The organism is Shewanella subflava (assembly GCF_025971955.1).
In the GTDB taxonomy this organism is placed as follows: domain Bacteria; phylum Pseudomonadota; class Gammaproteobacteria; order Enterobacterales; family Shewanellaceae; genus Shewanella; species Shewanella subflava.
In genome coordinates this window covers 17,782-37,079 of sequence record NZ_JAPDMX010000020.1, presented here as the reverse complement: position 1 = coordinate 37,079, position 19,298 = coordinate 17,782, and the positions used below count along the sequence as shown (strand labels likewise).

18 protein-coding genes are annotated in these 19,298 nt (G+C 42.3%); 7 read left to right on the top strand and 11 right to left on the bottom strand.

What is annotated here, in order from left to right; genetic code table 11:
* Positions 1 to 57 precede the first annotated feature (57 nt).
* From OHT75_RS08320 to OHT75_RS08290, 7 genes are all read right to left on the bottom strand, one after another.
* Positions 58 to 384, bottom strand: a complete 327-nt coding sequence (locus tag OHT75_RS08320) for a hypothetical protein (RefSeq protein ID WP_264726026.1) — start codon at positions 382 to 384, stop codon at positions 58 to 60.
* A gap of 18 nt (positions 385 to 402) precedes the next feature.
* Positions 403 to 1,056, bottom strand: coding sequence for a hypothetical protein (locus tag OHT75_RS08315; RefSeq protein WP_264726025.1), 654 nt, complete (start codon positions 1,054 to 1,056; stop codon positions 403 to 405).
* A gap of 6 nt (positions 1,057 to 1,062) precedes the next feature.
* On the bottom strand, positions 1,063 to 1,752 hold the full coding sequence (locus tag OHT75_RS08310) for a PspA/IM30 family protein (RefSeq protein WP_261297122.1): 690 nt from the start codon (positions 1,750 to 1,752) through the stop codon (positions 1,063 to 1,065).
* Positions 1,753 to 1,762: 10 nt separating this feature from the next.
* The gene (locus OHT75_RS08305) at positions 1,763 to 2,176 is read right to left on the bottom strand and encodes a YjfI family protein (protein ID WP_264726024.1); all 414 of its coding nucleotides are present in this window, start codon (positions 2,174 to 2,176) and stop codon (positions 1,763 to 1,765) included.
* 78 nt (positions 2,177 to 2,254) lie between these two features.
* A complete protein-coding gene (locus tag OHT75_RS08300; RefSeq protein WP_264726023.1) occupies positions 2,255 to 4,033 on the bottom strand; it encodes a polyamine aminopropyltransferase in 1,779 nt (592 codons plus the stop codon).
* A 5-nt stretch (positions 4,034 to 4,038) separates the two neighbouring features.
* Positions 4,039 to 4,938, bottom strand: coding sequence for a DUF350 domain-containing protein (locus tag OHT75_RS08295; RefSeq protein ID WP_264726022.1), 900 nt, complete (start codon positions 4,936 to 4,938; stop codon positions 4,039 to 4,041).
* A 12-nt stretch (positions 4,939 to 4,950) separates the two neighbouring features.
* Positions 4,951 to 5,916: a hypothetical protein gene (locus OHT75_RS08290; protein WP_264726021.1), complete on the bottom strand. Its 966-nt coding sequence runs from the start codon at positions 5,914 to 5,916 to the stop codon at positions 4,951 to 4,953.
* 167 nt (positions 5,917 to 6,083) lie between these two features.
* On the opposite strand from OHT75_RS08290, the gene glnE reads away from it, so the two are divergent.
* The gene (gene glnE / locus OHT75_RS08285; protein ID WP_264726020.1) at positions 6,084 to 8,936 is read left to right on the top strand and encodes a bifunctional [glutamate--ammonia ligase]-adenylyl-L-tyrosine phosphorylase/[glutamate--ammonia-ligase] adenylyltransferase; all 2,853 of its coding nucleotides are present in this window, start codon (positions 6,084 to 6,086) and stop codon (positions 8,934 to 8,936) included.
* A 73-nt stretch (positions 8,937 to 9,009) separates the two neighbouring features.
* On the top strand, positions 9,010 to 9,972 hold the full coding sequence (locus tag OHT75_RS08280; protein WP_264726019.1) for a sensor domain-containing diguanylate cyclase: 963 nt from the start codon (positions 9,010 to 9,012) through the stop codon (positions 9,970 to 9,972).
* 129 nt (positions 9,973 to 10,101) lie between these two features.
* On the opposite strand, the gene OHT75_RS08275 is transcribed toward OHT75_RS08280, so the two are convergent.
* Complete coding sequence (locus OHT75_RS08275; protein ID WP_264726018.1) at positions 10,102 to 11,058, bottom strand: sodium-dependent bicarbonate transport family permease; 957 nt, start codon at positions 11,056 to 11,058, stop codon at positions 10,102 to 10,104.
* Positions 11,059 to 11,270: 212 nt separating this feature from the next.
* Here OHT75_RS08275 and OHT75_RS08270 point away from each other — a divergent pair, with 212 nt between their 5' ends.
* Positions 11,271 to 11,546, top strand: a complete 276-nt coding sequence (locus tag OHT75_RS08270; RefSeq protein WP_264726017.1) for a DUF3081 domain-containing protein — start codon at positions 11,271 to 11,273, stop codon at positions 11,544 to 11,546.
* Between the two features lie 250 nt (positions 11,547 to 11,796).
* Here the strand turns inward: OHT75_RS08270 and zapE are convergent, their stop codons facing one another.
* Positions 11,797 to 12,969, bottom strand: coding sequence for a cell division protein ZapE (zapE, locus tag OHT75_RS08265; protein ID WP_264726016.1), 1,173 nt, complete (start codon positions 12,967 to 12,969; stop codon positions 11,797 to 11,799).
* A gap of 123 nt (positions 12,970 to 13,092) precedes the next feature.
* Here zapE and OHT75_RS08260 point away from each other — a divergent pair, with 123 nt between their 5' ends.
* Together OHT75_RS08260 and OHT75_RS08255 are read left to right on the top strand one after the other, a co-directional pair.
* Positions 13,093 to 13,953 (top strand): polymer-forming cytoskeletal protein, encoded by an 861-nt coding sequence (locus OHT75_RS08260; protein WP_264726015.1) that lies wholly within the window; start codon positions 13,093 to 13,095, stop codon positions 13,951 to 13,953.
* Positions 13,954 to 14,075: 122 nt separating this feature from the next.
* Positions 14,076 to 14,411: a Fis family transcriptional regulator gene (locus OHT75_RS08255; RefSeq protein WP_264726014.1), complete on the top strand. Its 336-nt coding sequence runs from the start codon at positions 14,076 to 14,078 to the stop codon at positions 14,409 to 14,411.
* 200 nt (positions 14,412 to 14,611) lie between these two features.
* Here the strand turns inward: OHT75_RS08255 and OHT75_RS08250 are convergent, their stop codons facing one another.
* Together OHT75_RS08250 and OHT75_RS08245 are read right to left on the bottom strand one after the other, a co-directional pair.
* Positions 14,612 to 15,529 carry a L,D-transpeptidase family protein gene (locus tag OHT75_RS08250; RefSeq protein ID WP_264726013.1) on the bottom strand — a complete coding sequence of 306 codons (918 nt, stop codon included), beginning with the start codon at positions 15,527 to 15,529 and terminating at the stop codon, positions 14,612 to 14,614.
* Positions 15,530 to 15,724: 195 nt separating this feature from the next.
* The gene (locus OHT75_RS08245) at positions 15,725 to 16,651 is read right to left on the bottom strand and encodes an LpxL/LpxP family Kdo(2)-lipid IV(A) lauroyl/palmitoleoyl acyltransferase (protein WP_264726012.1); all 927 of its coding nucleotides are present in this window, start codon (positions 16,649 to 16,651) and stop codon (positions 15,725 to 15,727) included.
* Between the two features lie 103 nt (positions 16,652 to 16,754).
* Between OHT75_RS08245 and hldE the strand changes: the two genes are divergently transcribed.
* Both hldE and OHT75_RS08235 read left to right on the top strand, forming a co-directional pair.
* Complete coding sequence (gene hldE / locus OHT75_RS08240; RefSeq protein WP_264726011.1) at positions 16,755 to 18,185, top strand: bifunctional D-glycero-beta-D-manno-heptose-7-phosphate kinase/D-glycero-beta-D-manno-heptose 1-phosphate adenylyltransferase HldE; 1,431 nt, start codon at positions 16,755 to 16,757, stop codon at positions 18,183 to 18,185.
* 73 nt (positions 18,186 to 18,258) lie between these two features.
* Entirely contained in the window at positions 18,259 to 19,173 is a 915-nt protein-coding gene (locus tag OHT75_RS08235; RefSeq protein ID WP_264726010.1) for a hypothetical protein, read from the top strand.
* Positions 19,174 to 19,298: the final 125 nt, after the last annotated feature.

Genomic DNA, 19,298 nt, shown 5'->3' with positions numbered 1-19,298 from the left:
AACGCGCTAGGCAAAAGTCTAGCGCGTTTTAATAATTAATATCGGACTATCTGATAATTATTTTTTATCGACAAAATGAACTAGGTCATCAAGGACGCGTTTTTTTATTTCAAGTTGTGAATCAGAGGGTAGGCCATATTTTTCCGCTAGCAGAATATAATCTTCACCACTTAAGGAAACCGTTAGCCTTGGGCGTTTAGGGCGCTTTGAAACGGATAAGCCGAGAATGGTACGTATTTGATCTGAAGGGCTAACACCGCGATCAAGTGCCGCTTTGCGAATGGAGTATTGAAACTTTTCATCAATATCAAAAGCCACTTGCGTGGCTTTCGCGGCTTTTTGATTATTTAACCATTTCTCAGGTAATGGTTTGCCTTTACTCATAGAGGCGATTCTCCTAGATTAACTCGCAGGCCAATATTCGCGAATATCGGTTAATGGGCGGTATAGGGTTAGCATCACTTCAGTGTCCCCCCCATCATAAACTTCAATATCAAGCGCGTGAGTTTCCTGATTATTGATCAATGAATAACTTTCGAAGGCTTCACCCCTAGCGCCATTTTCATCTTGGGGAGGCTTTTGATTACGATAATCTTCTCGATGAAAATAACCAAAACCCGCAAATTCCACTTGATGATAATCGTCAGCCAGCCATTGGCTGAAAGCGTCAGCTAATTCAGCAGGTAAAGGTTGTGGGGTAAGGGTGGCCTTACCGGGTTCTTCAAATATTTCAGCAAAGGCATCTAAGTCAAACAGCTGTTCAACGATAGCGCGATTGATTTTGATAGAAAAGCTTAAATACGCTTCGTCTTCAACCACATAAGACATATAAATTGCATTGTCACTGTGGCCGCGTAATAGGTATTCACATTGCTGAGAGCGTTGGTATTCGTAGGTATGGATTGCTTCAACCTTTAACTGCTGCCCACGCAGTTGTGCAGGCAGAGCAAAACTGTCATCAAGGGTGATCATATCACCCTTGAGCAGTTTACTGGGATGGTCAAGCAGACGCTTAGGGGCTTCTTTTTTGCCAAATAGGCCGCTTAAAAATCCCATAGTCAATTAGCCTTTTCTTGCTTTAATGCGATCAAGCACGGCATTAGCACTCGATTTTTGCTCACCAATACCTGCCTCAGCCAGTTTAGCGTGCAAAGACTTATCGCTATTTTCTTCAGCCAAGGTTTCAGAGGCTTTTAGGCGATCATCAAACTGTTGTTGACGTGCTTTGATGCGCTCCAATGAATCTTTAGCATTAAGCAGTTTGGAGTTGCTAGATGCAAATGAGTCAGTAATGGTCGCGGTCGCTTTCTGTACGCTCTCAGTGGTTTTTACCATGCTTAATTGGCGCTGGTAATCAGATAACTGACGTTCAGTTTTCTTCACCAAATCTTTAAGACGAACTGCATGAGAACTAAAGCTGTCATTTGCCGCTTGTTGCTCAGATAGCTCTTGATCAAGTTGAGCGATCTTTTCAGCAATTTCAATCGCTAATGCTTCATTTTCTTTCTCTAAAGCTTGGGTAACATAACCTTCATGCTCAGCGATGCTGCGCTTTAAGCGGTCGACTTCACGGTTAGCTTGCATTTCTTTCGCCATCACGTCAGTTAACTCACGCTTTGCTTTGGTTAAATGCTTTTCTGCATCACGAATTTCTTGTTCAAAGATACGTGTTGAGTTTGCGTCAACAATGCTTTGGCCTACTTCTGTTGCTCCGCCACGAAATGCGGTAAGAATTTTATTTAAAATGCCCATAATTGACTCCTTAATTCAAAAACTCTGAGAGTTCGTCGATCACTTCCAAACAGTTGTCTGAAAGTACTGCTAATTCTTGTTCAATCTCTTCCATGCTAGATTCGACTGATAATGCGCCGTATACCACATATTTATCATCAATTTTTGCAAATGAAGACAGTGGCATCGGAATGTTGAGTTCTAACATGGTCTCAAACATTTCTGCGCGACGAGACTGATTCACTTCATCCTCGCCCCACAAATAACTGATACACAATATTTGGTTGTCAGTGACAGAGACAAAAACCGGGATTTCTTCTCGGCCTACAACATTGACTTGAAGTACTTCTACATCACCGTCAATCGGGTAACAATCAAATTGAAAACCGGTACGACTTTTGTCACAAAGACCATTTAAATGGTTAGCAATAGTATGGATGTTCATAGTTGTCCTTAATTGACATATTATGTCTGTGTTCAAAGATAGCATCGAGACATAATATGTCAAGTACTATCGTGTCCATTAAAAAAGATTCATCGCTTCATTTTCTGACCAGGCAGCTAAATGATAATGATAAAGTTGCAATGAACCGATTTCGTTAATTTTCACATCTTGTTGTTCAGCATAGTAATTCCCTGGAAATTCGAATGCACCGTGGACTAAACCTAAGGTTAACCAGTCGCTTTTTATCGGTAACTGAGCAAGTGACGCTAACCTGTTTTTCGGCGATAAACCTTGTTTACTACCGATACTCCAGCCCCATTCGCCAAAGCTGGGCACATTATGATGGAACTGATCGACCCTAAAACCCGCTGATGCTAAGGTCTTACCGATAGAGATAAACGCTTTTGGTGCATGGTAGGGGGAGGTGGATTGTACGGTCACAATACCATCGGCACTGAGCAGTTCATTCAGTTTGCGATAGAATAAATCGGAATAAAGTTTATTTAAATCCGGATGACTGGGATCGGGTAAGTCGACAATGATGGCGTCGAAATGCTGCCCATCAGCAATCAAGGTGTCTACCCCGTTAAAGGCGTCATCGTTGATGAGTGTTAACCTAGGGTCATTTAAACTATTGCCATTTAATGCCAGCATGGCTTTGCTTAAAAAAGCTGGCATATCCTCGGGAGGCGACTTAAATAAACTGACTAAGTCTTTATCTAAATCCATTAATGTCACTGATTTAGGAGCCCATGATAATACCTGCTTTAATCCTAAGCCATCTCCACCACCGATTATCAGTACCTTGTCATGGCGCGCACTGGCGGCCAGTGTGGGATGCACTAAAAACTGATGATAAATGTGTTCATCACTACTGGAAAATTGTAGTCTACCATTAATGTATAAATTATAAACGGGTGCTAATCCGTTGCCCCTTAATCGCTCTGTAAAAGTCAGTTGTTGAAAGCGGGTGGATTTTGCATAAACAACTTTATCTTTGTAGAGTAGGTTATTGAAATGCTGTTCCCACTGTGGTCCTTTGGTTGCCAATAGTCCAATACAAACACTGGCAATAATATGGCCGACAAGTAGCCATTTAGCATGATGAATGTTATACCAAAAGCGCCAAATAAATATGGCGCCAGCTATGAGGTTCACGCTGGCGGTAAGTGCGGCTGCAAGTTGGATATCAATTGCTAACATAAAAAACACCCAAATTGCAGCGCCAATACCGGCACCAATATAATCGGCACCGTAAATCGTCCCCGCATTATGCAATAAATGGGCTTCAGATAATGATTGTCTGACTCTGGCAATAAGGGGGATTTCCATACCAATCATCAAGCCTAATAGGACGCCCCATAAGTAAGGCAGGTATTCACTTAGGGTTTGTAAGCTAGCAATAAAGCCGCCATTGGGCAGTTGATCTGGGGGTAAGCCTAAGGTGTTGGCGATTGCTAAGGGGAGTTGTTGACCAAAGCCAATAACCGCTGCAGTGATGATGATGGCAAACGAGCCACATAAAGCAACAGAGAGTTCTAAAATGGCAAAACCTGTGAAAGCGCATTTGATTTTACGCGCTGCAAATGCACCGATACCCATAGAAACGATCATTAGGCCGATCATGGTGTAAATCGCAGCTTCTAACGCGCCTAATATACGTCCAGCATAGTGCGATAGTAGGTATTCATAGATTAAACCACAGCCAGCCAGCAGCGCCATAATGCCTAGCAGCAAGGCATCATCAAACCAAGTTATCCGTTGACTAGGCGAGACAGAAGAGGGCACAGTCGCACTATGCTTGAGCGCCTCCTGTGCCGATTGAGGTTGTTGTGCTTCAAGCAAAGTGTCAGACATCGATATTATGCCATTAACGCCGTTAAGATTAAGGCAACAGCAATGCTGATCGCCATTTCAACTGCGGCGATACCTATGTTGTGTTGTTTTTCGACTTCTTCGGCTAAATTGATGCCCGCCAAAACTAATTTTTTAACTAAGGCGATCACTAAGCTCATTAGCACTAGCATCACGAATGAGAAGATTAACCAACCAAAAATATTGTTTAAATATGCCGTAGGGATATACAAAATAAAGTGGCTTGCCGCATTAAAACTCAATGCCATGGCAATCATATAACCACTATGGCGAATGGCTAAAGCGGTTTGACCTTGCTTTAATGCCTGCTGCATTGAGGCGTCTTGATTACGCTTGGCATAGCGGTTTTCACGTAAGCGGGTTAGCAACACCAGTATCAATTGTGATACTAAAAACGCACTGAAAATGGCAATAAAAGTATCGACGGTAATATCTTCAGCCCACATTAATACTGCGCGAATGATAATTGCTGTTGCAATGGCGGCAGCGGCATCGACAACCGCAACTGACACATTGCCTTTAAGAATCTCTTCATTTTTAGGGAACTCATTTAAAGCAATTTTATCATGAAGATAACGACCAAATTTAATCAGGACTAAACCGAATAAACCGTAGGCTGTCATGCCGATTGCTTCAGTGGTATAAGATAATGCCGCCTCACCCGTAATGGCGCCAGTCAGTACAATCCCCAGTGCTGCCACAGCGCCAGCAGTGCTAATACCAAACGCAAAATTATCGCGTTCAGCCAGCTCTTTAGTGCTGTTGACCTTGATTGACCAACCTTGGAGGTATCGCATTAAGGCTAATAGAATGATTGCAATGGCTAAATCAATTGCAAGAATTATTAATAGTGGCTCTGTGATGCCATATTGTTGAAGAAATGTCATTGTCAGTCCTACCTATTTACCACGGCTAATGCCGCGAGTGGTGCGGCTACTTGAATTACGAAAACTACTGGTTTTTGAATAGCTTGAACGAAACTTACTCGAAGACGTGCGAGTGGTAGTACTTGCTTTTGGTGCACTGGCACTTTGACGAGACAAGCTGGTGGAGCCGGTTTTGGTCTTGGCATAAGGGCTGTCAAAGCGTTTACCTTGGCGTTCAAAACTCTTTTTTGTTTGCTGATAAGTATTATTTTGTGCAGTTGCTTGTTTTGGCGAGGTATAGCGATATCTGCCTACGTCATTGTAATAACTGTAACCACGGCGGCTTGACCAATTGTCATAACGGATCGGACGTTGAAAGATGTTAGAAAACATAGCATACATGCCATACCAAGCCCAAAAGGAAGTACCGCTTGAGTCAGACTGCCAGCTGCCATAAGAAGGATTACCAACTAACTGGCTACCAGGACCAAAATCTTCGTTGCCATTTGCTAATGCGGCCGCTTCACGGCTGATTGAGTTTACTCTTGCCAATTTTCCATCAGATAAATCAGCAATCACGTTAACAGGATCCGATAACATATCATTAAATAAACTCGGATCTGCAGCTTGGTAAACATTTTCAGCTTCTGCGAGTTGTTGGTCTAAATCGATAAAGTTAGCCGCATTGCTCAGGTCATTATTTCTTCTTAGTAAAGATTGATACATGGGGCCTTGCGTTGTGCTATCTAGCGCTAGTTCTCTTAAAAGCGGTGCGAGATCAGGGCTTTTTTTAGCGAGTAAATCACTATATTGTTGCAATAAAGTGGCATTACGTAGCTGCTGGCTCTCAAGGCCACTCTTAAGTTGCGCTAAACGTTGGGTGGTCAGCTGTTGATATTTTGCGATTTGCTCAGGTCGATCATCACCGCAGCCAGTCAAATTTAGGCCAAGAAAAAGGATGATGAAAAACGTGAATACACGGGGGAGCTTACCTGCCATGTTTTCTCCAAGTGTTATAAAATTCATGCGCATAGCGTGCAATTTTTAATGTGCGTTTGCGACAGGGTATAGTATCTTGAGACTATAAATAAAATCTCTGCATCAAGATATAACATTCTTGACATAATATGTCCAATCTTGAATCTAATCAAAGGACCATTATCGCCATGCCATCACAAAGTAACAAGGTATTATCTGCACAAATGCAACAAACAGCAGAAAGTTACTGGTTAAGATTAATCGACCTCTGGCCTGAGGCTTTGTCACTTACCGATAGTCAGCAATCTGAAATCAAAACTATTTTCAGTTTAAGCGATTATATTGCTGAGCAATTAAACCGCCATCCGGAATGGATCCCAATGCTATTTGGTGGCTTGCTTGATGAAGTCGTAAGGGCTGATTTTGATAAAGAACTGCATCAAATATTGGCTGAATTAACCACAGAAGATCAAGTGAAGTCGGCATTACGGCAATATCGAAATAAACAAATGGTGCGTTTAGCCTGGCGAGACTTTGCCAATTATTCAAAACTAGAAGACTCGTTAATTGATTTATCCTCACTAGCAGAAGCGCTAGTGATTGCGGCGCGAGATTGGCTTTACCTTGATTTATGTAAACAGTTGGGGACACCCTCAGATGCAGAAGGTAAACCCCAACCTTTATTGATTTTAGGCATGGGGAAGTTAGGTGGCCGCGAACTGAATTTTTCTTCCGATATTGATTTGATTTTTACTTTTCCAGAACATGGTGAAACCATCGGTGGTCGGCGTGCGATTGCCAATCAACAATTTTTTATTCGTATGGGGCAAAAGCTGGTTAATTTGTTAGATCAAGTGACCGTTGATGGATTTGTGTTCCGTGTTGATATGCGTTTACGTCCCTATGGTGAAAGTGGTCCCTTAGTCGTGAGCTTTGCAGGCCTAGAAGATTATTACCAAGAACAAGGTCGAGATTGGGAACGTTATGCCATGGTTAAAGCCCGTGTTTTAGGGCCATGGTCAGGTTATTGTGATGAATTACACGATTTATTACGTCCATTTGTTTATCGTCGTTACATTGATTTTTCTGCTATTGAATCGCTTCGCAAAATGAAACAGATGATAGCCCAAGAGGTGCGACGTCGTCAGCTAACCGACAACATTAAACTTGGTGCTGGTGGTATCCGTGAAGTGGAATTCGTGGTGCAAAGTTTTCAGTTAATTCGAGGCGGGCGTGAACCGGCATTACGTCAGCAAAGCTTATTTGGGGCGATTGATATTTTATACAGCCTAGGACAGCTCGAATATTTGGCGGTTGATGAGTTGAAGCACTCATATATTTTATTGCGTCGTGTGGAAAACCTGCTGCAAGCCATTGATGATAAGCAAACTCAAACGTTACCGAATAATCCATTAGATTGGCAGCGTTTGTGTTACAGCATGAATTTAACTAACGAAACCGATTTACGAACCCGTATAGAAGCGGCTATGGCCAAAATTCATCGTCACTTTAATGCCACGGTAGGTGGCAGTGACTCACACGAACACAGCGATCATTGGACTAGCTTGTTTTGGAATATCCAACAAGATGAGCATGCCGATACCCTATTACAGGAACAACAAATTGAAGATCCTGAGTTATGGCCGCTACTCAGCGATTGGCGTAACACGGTTTCTAAACGCTCAATTGGGCCAAGAGGTCGAGAAACGCTTGACCGTTTAATGCCAAAATTGCTTGAAGAATTGATGGTGCAAACCAAACCTAGCGTGGCATTTAAACCCGTTTCTAATGTGTTAGATAAAATTCTCACCCGTACCACCTATTTAGAGTTACTGTGTGAAAACCCGGGTGCTCGTCAACAATTAGTCAGTTTATGTTGTGCAAGTCCTTGGATTGCAAAAGAGCTTGCTAACTTCCCCATGTTGTTAGATGAGTTGATTGACCCGGCTCAGTTATATGATATTACCTCGATTGATGATTACCCCAGTGAGCTGCGCCAGTATCTGTTACGTGTACCAGAAGATGATATGGAACAGCAGATGGAAGCTTTGCGGCAATTTAAGCTATCACAGCAATTAAAAATTGCCGCAGCTGACGTAACAGGGGTGCTACCTGTTATGCAGGTGAGTGATCATTTAACCTTTTTAGCCGAAGCGATCATTGAACAAGTGGTTTTACATGCTTGGCATCAGGTTGCAGCAAGGCACGGTGTGCCGCCTGGTACTAACCAGAATGAAATGGGCTTTGCGGTAATAGGTTATGGCAAATTAGGCGGTATTGAGCTTGGTTATGGCTCTGATTTAGATCTGGTTTTCTTACATAGCAATCGCAGTGTAGGCATTACAGATGGCGATCGTCCAATCGACAGCAGCCATTTCTACTTAAAGCTTGCTCAACGTATAGTGCATTTATTTGCTACCAGAACCACTTCAGGTGAATTGTATGAAGTTGATATGCGTTTACGGCCCTCAGGTGCTTCAGGTTTATTAGTCAGCGAAATAGAGCGGTTTGGTGAATATCAAAATCAAGAAGCGTGGACATGGGAACATCAAGCCTTAGTGCGATCCCGCTTTGTATTTGGCGATCATGATTTAGCCCATCGTTTTAGCGTGTTACGTGCACAAGTTTTACAACATCAACGTGATAAAAATGAACTGGCAACCGCAGTACGTGAGATGCGTGTAAAAATGCGTGATCATTTACTCCAATCTAGTGAAGGCATGTTCAATCTAAAGCAAAGTGCTGGTGGGATTGCCGATATTGAGTTTATTGCCCAGTTTATGGTGTTGGCATATTCCCATGAGTATCAAGATCTTACTATATGGTCTGACAATGTGCGTATTTTTGAGGTATTGGCTGATTTAGAGCTAATGCCGGTGATGCAGGCGCAACATTTAACTCAAACCTATTGCTGGCTTCGCGATAAAAATCACGAACTCACGCTACAGCAAATGAGTGGTGAGCTTGAAACTGCTGTTGTGGCAGAAAAAACCGATACTGTGATTGAAATTTATCGTCAAATACTTGAAATGCGATATTAATTCGTAAATCGTTTGATTAAACGACTCAATACTGCTTTAGTTTATAGAGTTATTTTATAAGGTGAATGATTCAATGTTATGTGCCCCCATACCTGCAAATGAACATACACGGCTAGAAACATTACGTGGTTTAAATGTACTTGACACCGTGGCAGAAGAGCGATTTGACCGCATTACCCGTCTTGCAAAACGTTTGTTTGGGGTGTCGATTTGTTTGGTTAGCATAGTAGATGAAGACCGCCAATGGTTTAAATCAGTACAAGGCATTGAAGTTAAACAAACGGGGCGAGATATTTCGTTTTGCGGCCATACGATTATGCAGCATGATGTTTTTGTTGTGGAGGATACCTTTAAAGACGAGCGCTTTGTGGATAATCCATTGGTGACCGAATCACCCAATATTCGGTTTTATGCAGGATACCCACTGACTATGCCCAATAAAGTGCGCATTGGTACCTTGTGTTTAATCGATGAGAAACCGCGTGAATTCTCACAAGATGATCGCCATGCCTTAGAGGATTTAGGCCATTTAGTTGAAGATGAAATTGTGGCTATCCAACAAACGACCTTAGATACTTTAACGGCCATTTCAAACCGTAGAGGCTTTGAAATGTTAGCCAACCAAGTGATTGCCAATGGCGATCGACAAGGCATTAATACCAGTCTGTTATTTTTCGATTTAGATCACTTTAAACAAATTAACGATGAGTTTGGCCATGCTGAAGGCGATAAAGCATTACAACAATTTGCCGGATTATTGTTAGATGGCTTTAGAGAATCAGATGTTATCGCCCGATTTGCTGGAGATGAGTTTGTTGTATTGTTAAGTTATGAATCAGAGCTAAATTTAGATGCCGTATTAAAGCGTTTTGATGCATTAGTTCATGCCCATAATCAACAAAGTGATTTGCCCTATGAACTGGTTTACAGCACAGGCGTTGCCCACCGTGCATATAACAGCTCACAGTCATTAAATGAATATCTGGCTCAAGCAGACAAAGCTATGTTTGCAATTAAAGCGCTGCACCATCAATAACCTCAGCAGCCAAAAGTCACTTCAATCATTTACACCCATCTTCAAAGATGCTGTAAATACCGATTAAAACCCTAAAAAAACAGGTTAACGAAAAGTTAACCTGTTTTTTATTGGCCTGCTTAAAATGGGTTAATTTAGTGTCAGTTTTTCAATCCATATTTGGTACAAAGGTAAACCAACAAGCACGTTAACAGGGAAGGTTATGCCTAATGATGCTAGCATCGCCAAACCAATATTCGCATCAGGGATTGCTGCTTTGATCGCTGCAGGCGCGGCAATATATGAAGCACTGGCGCTTAATCCTGCTAACACTAAAATGCTGCCAGAGGGTAAATCAAGCATAAAGCCTAATCCTATGCCAACCCAGGCTAAAACGAAGGGGGCAATTGCCGCAAATGCTAGCAAACGCCATTGTTTATAAGGTAATGGAAAGCACACTTTTGCTGTGCTGATCCCCATTTCTAATAGAAATAGGGCCAGTAGTGTTTTAAATCCACCCATTAATATTGGCGTTAATGGCGCCATGCCTTCAGTGCCATATAACCAGCCGATAACCACACCACCACACAATAAGACTACCCCGCGACTGGTAAGGGCTTCATGCAACACACTGCCGTGGGAGGCGGTTGTGATTTGAGGGTTCTTTTTCGCTTCTAAATGACGATGCAGCCATAACATAATAATAATGGCGGGTAATTCTAATAAAACTAAGTAAAGAGTGGTTTCTGGTCGTAAAGGCAAATCTGAATAATCGACCATCGCGAGCACAACGGCAAAGGTTCCTGCACTCACCGAGCCATAATGAGCCGCAATACTGATGGCTTCTTTTTGCTCTAGGCAGATGAGTTTACGTAAAATGGGGTATAAGGTCAGCGGGATAATAAAGCCTAAAGCAATAATGGCGATTAGCTCACTGATTTGTAGTGTATGTGTTTCACCATGCAACGCCATCCCCCCCTTTAAACCTAGGGTGAGCATGAGCAAAATGGTGAGGGTTTCATAGGTGGCTTTAGGGACTTTTAGATCTGATTTAATCAATCCAGCAAGCAAGCCTAAGGCAAAGAAAGCAATAACAATATCAGGCATAGTGATTTGAGCTCTCGAAGTGAAAAACGTGTAACAGCATAATTTTGTGGGCTGATTGTGCCTCGTTATCGTATAGGATAGCAATGCTTTTAACGAGATAACATCCTAAAATACCTGTAACTATTTTCATCTAAAATCTCAGCTTAAAGATGAATTTGAACTGCCTTAGTATCTAAAAGTATCATCTGACGTATTTGATTAAAGAGACAGCCATGAAAAATGAAATCGATATTCACCGAGCATTACGTGTATTTAATAAAGTCACCACTTTAGGTGATAAGCAGTCTGACTCAACCGAATCGGTTTATCGCTTGTGTGGTCTTAATGCAGTAACCGATTTTGATGGTTATACCATTAGCTTAAGTGATGCGCAGGTGAGATTAGATATTTTCTTTCATAATAAATATAAGTTTGATTACCCAAATAATGAGGCACTTGAAAATTTTTTGGCCCGTTTTACTGATGTCGAGAAATACATTAATAATTAATTTGCTAGGGCGTGTTTATCTTTGTTTCTTTTTTATGTTGAGAGATAAAATGACTTTAGGCTAGGCGGATAATTGCGGGCATAGTTGCCCTACGTCAAGATTATCCAACGCAGTATAAAGTCATTTTAGCCTCACCCCGAAGGGAAGTGGCTATTTCCCAGTCATTCTGCCCGCAAATTCACTTATTTAGCGGGCTAAACGGCGTTGATTTGTGATTGCCTGACAGAAAAATAGCCTACTGCATCATTTATCAATGAAGATCAACACGCCCTAGCCAATGCCTCATTTCCATTAATCGGCTATAGGTTCTTTTAAACTCAAAAGATAATGCGCCACCTTGGTAGAGGCTTTCTAGCGAGTGGGCTGAATGAATAATAAGACAGACTTTTTGATCGTATAACTCATCGACCAAACTAATGAAACGTCTGGTGGGATCATCCTGAATTGAATAAGCCAATTGCCTTTCACCCGTTGAGGTGGCAATGACGCCATCTTCGGTCCCCCGCGCTTTAATCCAGGTGCGAATTTCCCCACCTAAGGTCGGTACATGACTGAGCAAAATCACCTTAAACTTTCCCGCCAGTTCAATATAGTCTAAAGCACTTCTGGGGCCATCACATAGGGCGTTAAACTCAAACCAAGCCAACTCGCCTATTGCCGCCTTGACAGGAATTAACCGCTGACAAATTGAAATGGAGTTTGATTGGCAGACCTGGCTACTGGATGAAATAAATAGGCACTCATCCTGTAGTAAGGTGTAAATTTCTTCAGCGAGCTGCAATGAGGGCAAAGTAAACAGGGCTGATGGGGAGTTATAACGAGCGCGTTGGTTTACTGATTTATGATGCACAGTGAGTCGATGATCAATGCTGCCACTCAAATGAATTTCTTGGGTGTATTGTTTCAGTAGTTCAATTGTTGGCATAAAGCGGTCTCGTTGTAGCCCGCCTTTATACAAATCATTAATGGCAATGTTGGATGTCGCGACTAATATTACCCCTTGTGCAAACAAGGTGTCGAACAGTCTGGCTAGTAAAATAGCATCGCCAATGTCAGCAACAAAAAATTCATCGAAGCAAATTAGCCGATATTGTTTGGCAATATCTTTAGCAATATAGGTCAGTGGATCTCTGATACCTGATGTTTGATTGAGACGTTGATGCACCATTGCCATGAATCGGTGAAAGTGTAGTCTCAGTTTTGGGGGATTTACCACGCTGTGATAAAACAAATCCATTAAAAATGTTTTTCCTCTGCCGACATCCCCCCAAAGATAAAGCCCCTTAATCTGGCACTTTGCATCAACTGAATGCAATTGCTGAAAAAGTGAATCGAGTGCTTGGAGAGCTTCTGTTTGAGCATCATCAGGTAATACATTTATTTTGCTTAACGCTTGGTACTGAGCAATGGGAGAAAGTGTCATATCGTTTTTCTAAGGGGCAGCTGCAGCCAGTATACCTGATCCTTGTTATATCATCATGGGTCGCGTTTATGCCCTGATTGATGTAAATTTGCAACATAGTGATAACCCGAAAAGGATAAAATAATGAATAATAAGGGTAAGGGGATCACCTATATTGGTGCAGAAATGGCACTCAATGGTGAAGTAGACATTAAAGGCCCCGCGTTAATTGCTGGTAAAATCACAGGCATTGTCCGCTCAAGCGATCAAATTAAAATTGAGCCTGGTGGGGAGATTGATGGCGAAGTGTTTTGCCAAGATCTACGTGTAAGTGGCACATTAAAAGGTAAACTATTTTGCAATAAGTTGGTTATCGTGGCCACTGGCGTGGTAGAAGCCGATGTCTCTAGTCATGAGATGGAAATTTACGATGGTGGCCAGTTTATCGGTATGCGTACCACGGGCCCAGAAGCCAGTGTGTTACCTTTACCAACTGAGGTGGTTATTCATGATGCCGCTCAGCAACCCCTTAGTAGCTCGCCCAAAATTCACAAAGTGACAGAGGCTCAAAACAATCCTCTGGGGCAAACGACAAAAAATATTGAAACAGCTGACGATGAAGTTCAGCCTAGTAAAACATCAAATAAAAAAATATTAAGCGTCACAGCCCTTATGTTGTTTACTGTCGGATTGTGGCAAGTGGGGTGGGGGGATTTTTTAGCTTCACCTAAGCCAGCCAGCAACGAACCCGCTTTGTTTACCCAACCGTCACCCGTCGCTGAAAGTATTACTGAACGCAATGCCGCCAAGTTGTTGAAGGATGTGCAAAATGAGCACTCTTTTATTGAGCAACGCGAAGAACTAGTTAATGCGGGTTTAGCCGATCCCGATGTGGCAATGGAAGATTTAGATGCGATGGCGGCCTCCAATGCATTGATGAACGATGATAATGAGCCTAAAGCAGCGATAGAAACTCAGCCAGAAAATGAAATTGATGCAAAATAAGTTCCCCCTAATTGACGACTAAACCGTCGTTTAGCTTACCTATTGCGTTTGTTAAATTCAGCCCGATTGTGATGTCTTGAGACATTTTGTTGTTTGAGTAATGGCTAAAGCCAAGAGTGGTTATGCGTAAAACGGATAAGAAAATTGAAAACCAACTGATAGGCCAATTAAACGAGGTTTGTCATTTTGCACTAGATGAGTTTAATGGCTTTAAATGGTTGACACACCAAGTTAACTATGCACAGTTTCCTAAAAGTTTACGCGTTGTCTGTGTGTTTGACACCCGTGATAATCTTCAGCAATTCATCATGGCAAAAAGCCAGCAAGCCTTGGGTGAGTTAATTGTTAAAAAGTTACTCGACATCAATGTCGTGATTAAACACCAGCAGATTTTATATGACAGTGAACAAAGTTGTCAGCAAGATAATAATGGCAACTGGGCGCAAAGACTGGGCTAAATGCATTCACCACTAAGGGCTATCGAACATGGCTAGATGAATAAGCATTAACCCCGTTAAATCAACTAAGCTAGCCATCTACCTCAGGTGATTAAGGTTTCCTGCTTTTTGCATTTTTGCCAATCATTTTAGTTGCGCTAACACAAACTAAAACGGCTTACATATTCATGTAAGCCGTTTTTTATGCTCAGTATTTAAGCTTAAGGATTGATCCGTGTTGGGATGCCTGTACGTTGTTCAAGCAAGCGCTTTAAAACAAAAGAATCTGTTTCTGGATGAGCAATAAAGCGTGTGGTTTCTTTATTGAACGTTAAGGCTACAGGCTCATTCGATTCGAATTCATTCTGTGTTTTAGACAATGGCTGGTGGACTTCTAAATAACGATTACCATCAGGCTCTTCAGTAAATTTAACGGGTTGATTGATAAATTCAACACGAGTGCCGACTGGAACAGTATTAAATAAATGCTCGATATCTTCATGGCGTAAACGTACACAACCTTGGCTTACACGAAGGCCAATGCCAAAAGTGGCGTTAGTGCCGTGGATTGCAAATAAGTTACCAATATAAAGAGCATGCAAACCCATCGGGTTATCCGGTCCTGCCGGCCATACTGCTGGCAAGGTGATCCCTTTAGCTTCATAAATCTTGCGGGTTGTTGCAGTGGGAGTCCACGTTGGATTGGCGCGTTTACGTTGTACGGTTGTCACCCAGTTTTCAGGGGTGTCTCGACCGATTTGACCAATACCAATAGGTAATACTTCGACAGTATTGGTGCCTTTAGGAAAGTAGTACAGGCGCATTTCGGCAACGTTAATGATAATCCCTTCATGTTTAGTGTTAGGTAAAATTAACTGATGTGGTATCACCAAGGTGCTACCTGGAGTGGGTAAAAAGGGGTCAACGCCAGGATTCGCTTCTAATACATTGGTTAAACCTAATTTAAATTTAGCCGCAATCTCTTCTAGTGTCAGTTTACCTTCAGGCACAACGTAGTATTGGTTTTCTCCTACAAGGAGACTTCCTTTAGCGGGTAAGCGATATTCCAAAGCAACGCTGCTAAAGCTTAAAAGCGTTGCTGTTGTGGCTAAAATGACAGATTTTAAAAGGTTTAACATAGTACTTTGATGTTCCTATTTAATAGGGGGTATTGAGTGACAAGCGAATGCTTTTTAATTGGGCGCATCGTCACTTATTCAGGTCAAAATATCAACCCATTTTTGTTTTCATTATTGATTATTTAATCAATAGTCGAGGCAATTGACTTCAGGTGAAACTACACGGTGTGTTGCAATAAGATTGAGGTCAATTTATCAATCATATAATGATGGACCATTTTCTTCTGGACGGGTTTTAAAGCGTCTATGAAGCCACATATATTGAGCGCGATTTTTATTAATAATTTGTTCAATAATTTGATTACCACGCATGGCATCTTCAAGCTCATTTTCCCCAGGGAAGTTATCCAATGGCGGCATAATTTCAATATGATAGCCTTTATCATCAGCGCATCTTTGCACAACAAATGGCAGTACATTGGCTTTGCCCAGTTTAGCGAGTGAAGTTGCACCGGTAATGGTTGCTGCATCGGGCACGGCAAAAAAAGGAATAAATACCGCACTTGAACGGCCAAAATCTTGATCCGCTGTGTACCAAATGACATCCGGTGCGCGTAAGCTACGGATCATCTGACGTACATCGCGTTTAGGCACAAGCCCTTTGTTTGAGCGTAAACGGCCTTTAACCTGTAAGTATTCCATAACAGGATTATTGTGTGGTCGATAAACCCCAATACCAGGTTGAAATTGACCAAAAACGCGGGCCCCCATCTCTAAGGGTAAACAATGCACGGCAAATAAAATCACGCCTTTACCATTGTTCAAACTGTTTTCCACGTGCTCCTGTCCTGTCATGGTCATGTGAGCCTGCACTTTAGCGTCGGACCACCACCAAGCATTAACCGTATCAAATATCGCTTTACCTGTTTCTTCAAAATTGCGTTTTAATAATGCTTGCTGCTGATCTTCAGGCATGTCTGGAAAACACAGGCTAATATTACGTTTGGCTGTATGGGTGCGACTGCCTGCAAATGTCATTGCAAAGCGTCCAAGAGCCGCACCGAGTTTCATTTGCATTGCCAAAGGCAGTACTTGAGTTATACGCATCATTAAGACACCTAACCAAAGCAACCAATACTTAGGGTGATACAGATTAGAGGTGAATTCAGCTTTTTCGACCACAAATGACTCGTTTATCGATTAAAATTTTTCATATTCTAACTCATTTTTATCGAAAAATTAGGTACAATCAGGGTAATTTTTTACAACAAACAGTGATTACGCTATGAAGGTTTCTCTTCCTGCTTTTGAAAATGCCCGTGTTTTGGTACTCGGCGATGTGATGCTAGACCGTTATTGGGTTGGCCCAACGGGGCGTATTTCTCCCGAAGCACCGGTGCCTGTTGTAAAGATTAACCAAATCGAAGATCGACCCGGTGGAGCAGCCAATGTCGCATTAAACGTTGCAACCCTTGGCGGGCAAGTAAAATTGGCCGGATTGGTGGGTAAAGATGAAACCGCTGATGCGCTAACTTTAGGTGTAAGAACTTTAGGCGTAGAGCCTCAATGGTTAACGGTTGAAGGTAAGCCGACTATCACCAAACTGAGAGTGTTATCGCGTAATCAACAGTTAATCAGGCTCGACTTTGAAGAGCCCTTTGAAGCGTGTTATAGCCAACGCTTATTCGATCAAACAGAAGCCTTATTAGATAACATCGATGTGCTGGTGTTATCGGATTATGCCAAAGGGGCTATTTCACAACCACAAGCGTTTATTGCCAAGGCTAGAGCCAAAGGCGTAAGCGTGTTAGTGGATCCTAAAGGCAGTGATTTTGAGCGCTATCGTGGTGCTTCATTGATCACTCCCAACATGAGTGAGTTTGAAGCCGTAGTCGGTACCGTCACCTGCGAAGACGATTTAATCGCTAAAGCGAAAGGCTTATTAACGGCCCATGATTTTGATGCCATTCTAGTGACTCGTTCTGAAAAAGGCATGACATTAATTACCCAGAATGAGCCTGAATTACATATTCCTACAGTCGCTCGTGAAGTGCATGACGTTACAGGGGCGGGTGACACTGTGATATCCGCTTTAGCGACCTCTATCGCGGCGGGGGCAACGCTTGCGCAAGCCTGTGCGATTGCCAATACCGCAGCGGGTATTGTTGTGGGTAAATTGGGTACTTCTACTGTCAGCCGAATTGAACTGATCAATGCACTTAAAGTGAATCAGGGTGAATCAGGCTTTGGTGTGATGAGCGAGGATCAATTAGCTTATGCGATGGATCAAGCGCGCTTACGCGGTGAGAAAATCGTAATGACAAATGGCTGCTTTGATATTTTACATGCGGGTCATGTCAGTTATCTGCAGCAGGCGCGCGCACTGGGCGATCGCTTAATTGTTGCTGTGAATGATGACGCTTCAGTAAAACGCTTAAAAGGTAATGGTCGTCCTGTTAATCCTGTCGATCGCCGTATGGCGGTATTGGCCGGCTTAGCATCTGTTGATTGGGTTGTGCCATTTACCGAAGACACCCCGCAACGTGTCATTGCACGATTGCTACCAGATTCCTTGGTGAAAGGCGGTGATTACAAGGTCGAAGATATCGCCGGTGGTGCTGAAGTCATCGCCAATGGTGGTCAAGTGGAAGTACTTGGTTTTGAAGATGGCGTGTCTACAACCGCGATTATTCAAAATATTATGGCAAATAAGTAATTTGCCTCGATTGCTGTTAGCAATACGTTTCTTCAGTTCGTTAATCGGATTGCAAGTAAAGCTGAGCCGAGTCATGACATTATGCCGCGGCTCAGTTTTTATTGGTTTATTCACTTTAAATGTTTTTGCTCAACCGCTTGAAGAACCGCTTCACTTTCAAGCGCCAACGTTAGTTGCTGAAGCTGGAACCTGGGTCGCGGTACTCGACAAGCAAGCTTTAGTTTGCCAGCTAGTGGACTTAGCGTCCTGTCTTCGTAACTTACCTCTATCTTTACAGCATCAAACCGCGCTCTCAGCGATTAATATCCGTCAATCCATGGGCTTAAAAAGCGCTATGGTGCTTGTGGTGGAACATGAATCAATCGCTGGCATTATCATAGTTCAAGCTGAGCGAGAGCCTAAATCGCAAACAGGATCATTAGGGCTAAACACCTATGGTATTGAGTTGGTTAATCAAGCGCAACTGAGTCTGTGGCATGAACTAGGGCACTTACACACTATTGGATTACAAGGTAAGGTGTTGCCGTTAATCTTAAGTGATTATCAGCATGAATGGTTGGCGGATGTATATGTGTTTTGGCGTTTAGGTCAGACCAAGCAACTGCATTTAGCATGGCAACAATTACATCGTCGAAATCTTGCCGTGATCCACGACAGTGATAATTTGTCCCATTGGAGTGCACCACAACTGCAGTTTCTCTTGCAGCAATATGATCAACATATCCTAGCCACAGGGGTTAATTATGTGGATTTTATTACCGAAGTTTACCCGCGTTTACCCAATTACTCAGACCGAGATATGGCAGAGTTTTCTAGTCTAATTCAGCGCACTTTTGGTGCTGGAGTTGTACAACCTTTACCTAATTATATGTTCTGGCGTCAACCCAGCTTAGCGGCAATTTTACAACCCACGTTAAGTTATTTAATGGGAGAAAACGCTGCCCAAACATGGCTAAGTCAACATTTCATTCCAGCTTACAACTTGTAAGCGCTTCCATTGCTTTTTTTATTTTTTACTTTATTAATTATTACCTTAGCGATTAAATTGTTCTCTTGTTATTTCAAGAAGAGGTTTACGCTGATAGTTGTTGAATTATAAGGATAAAATATTGC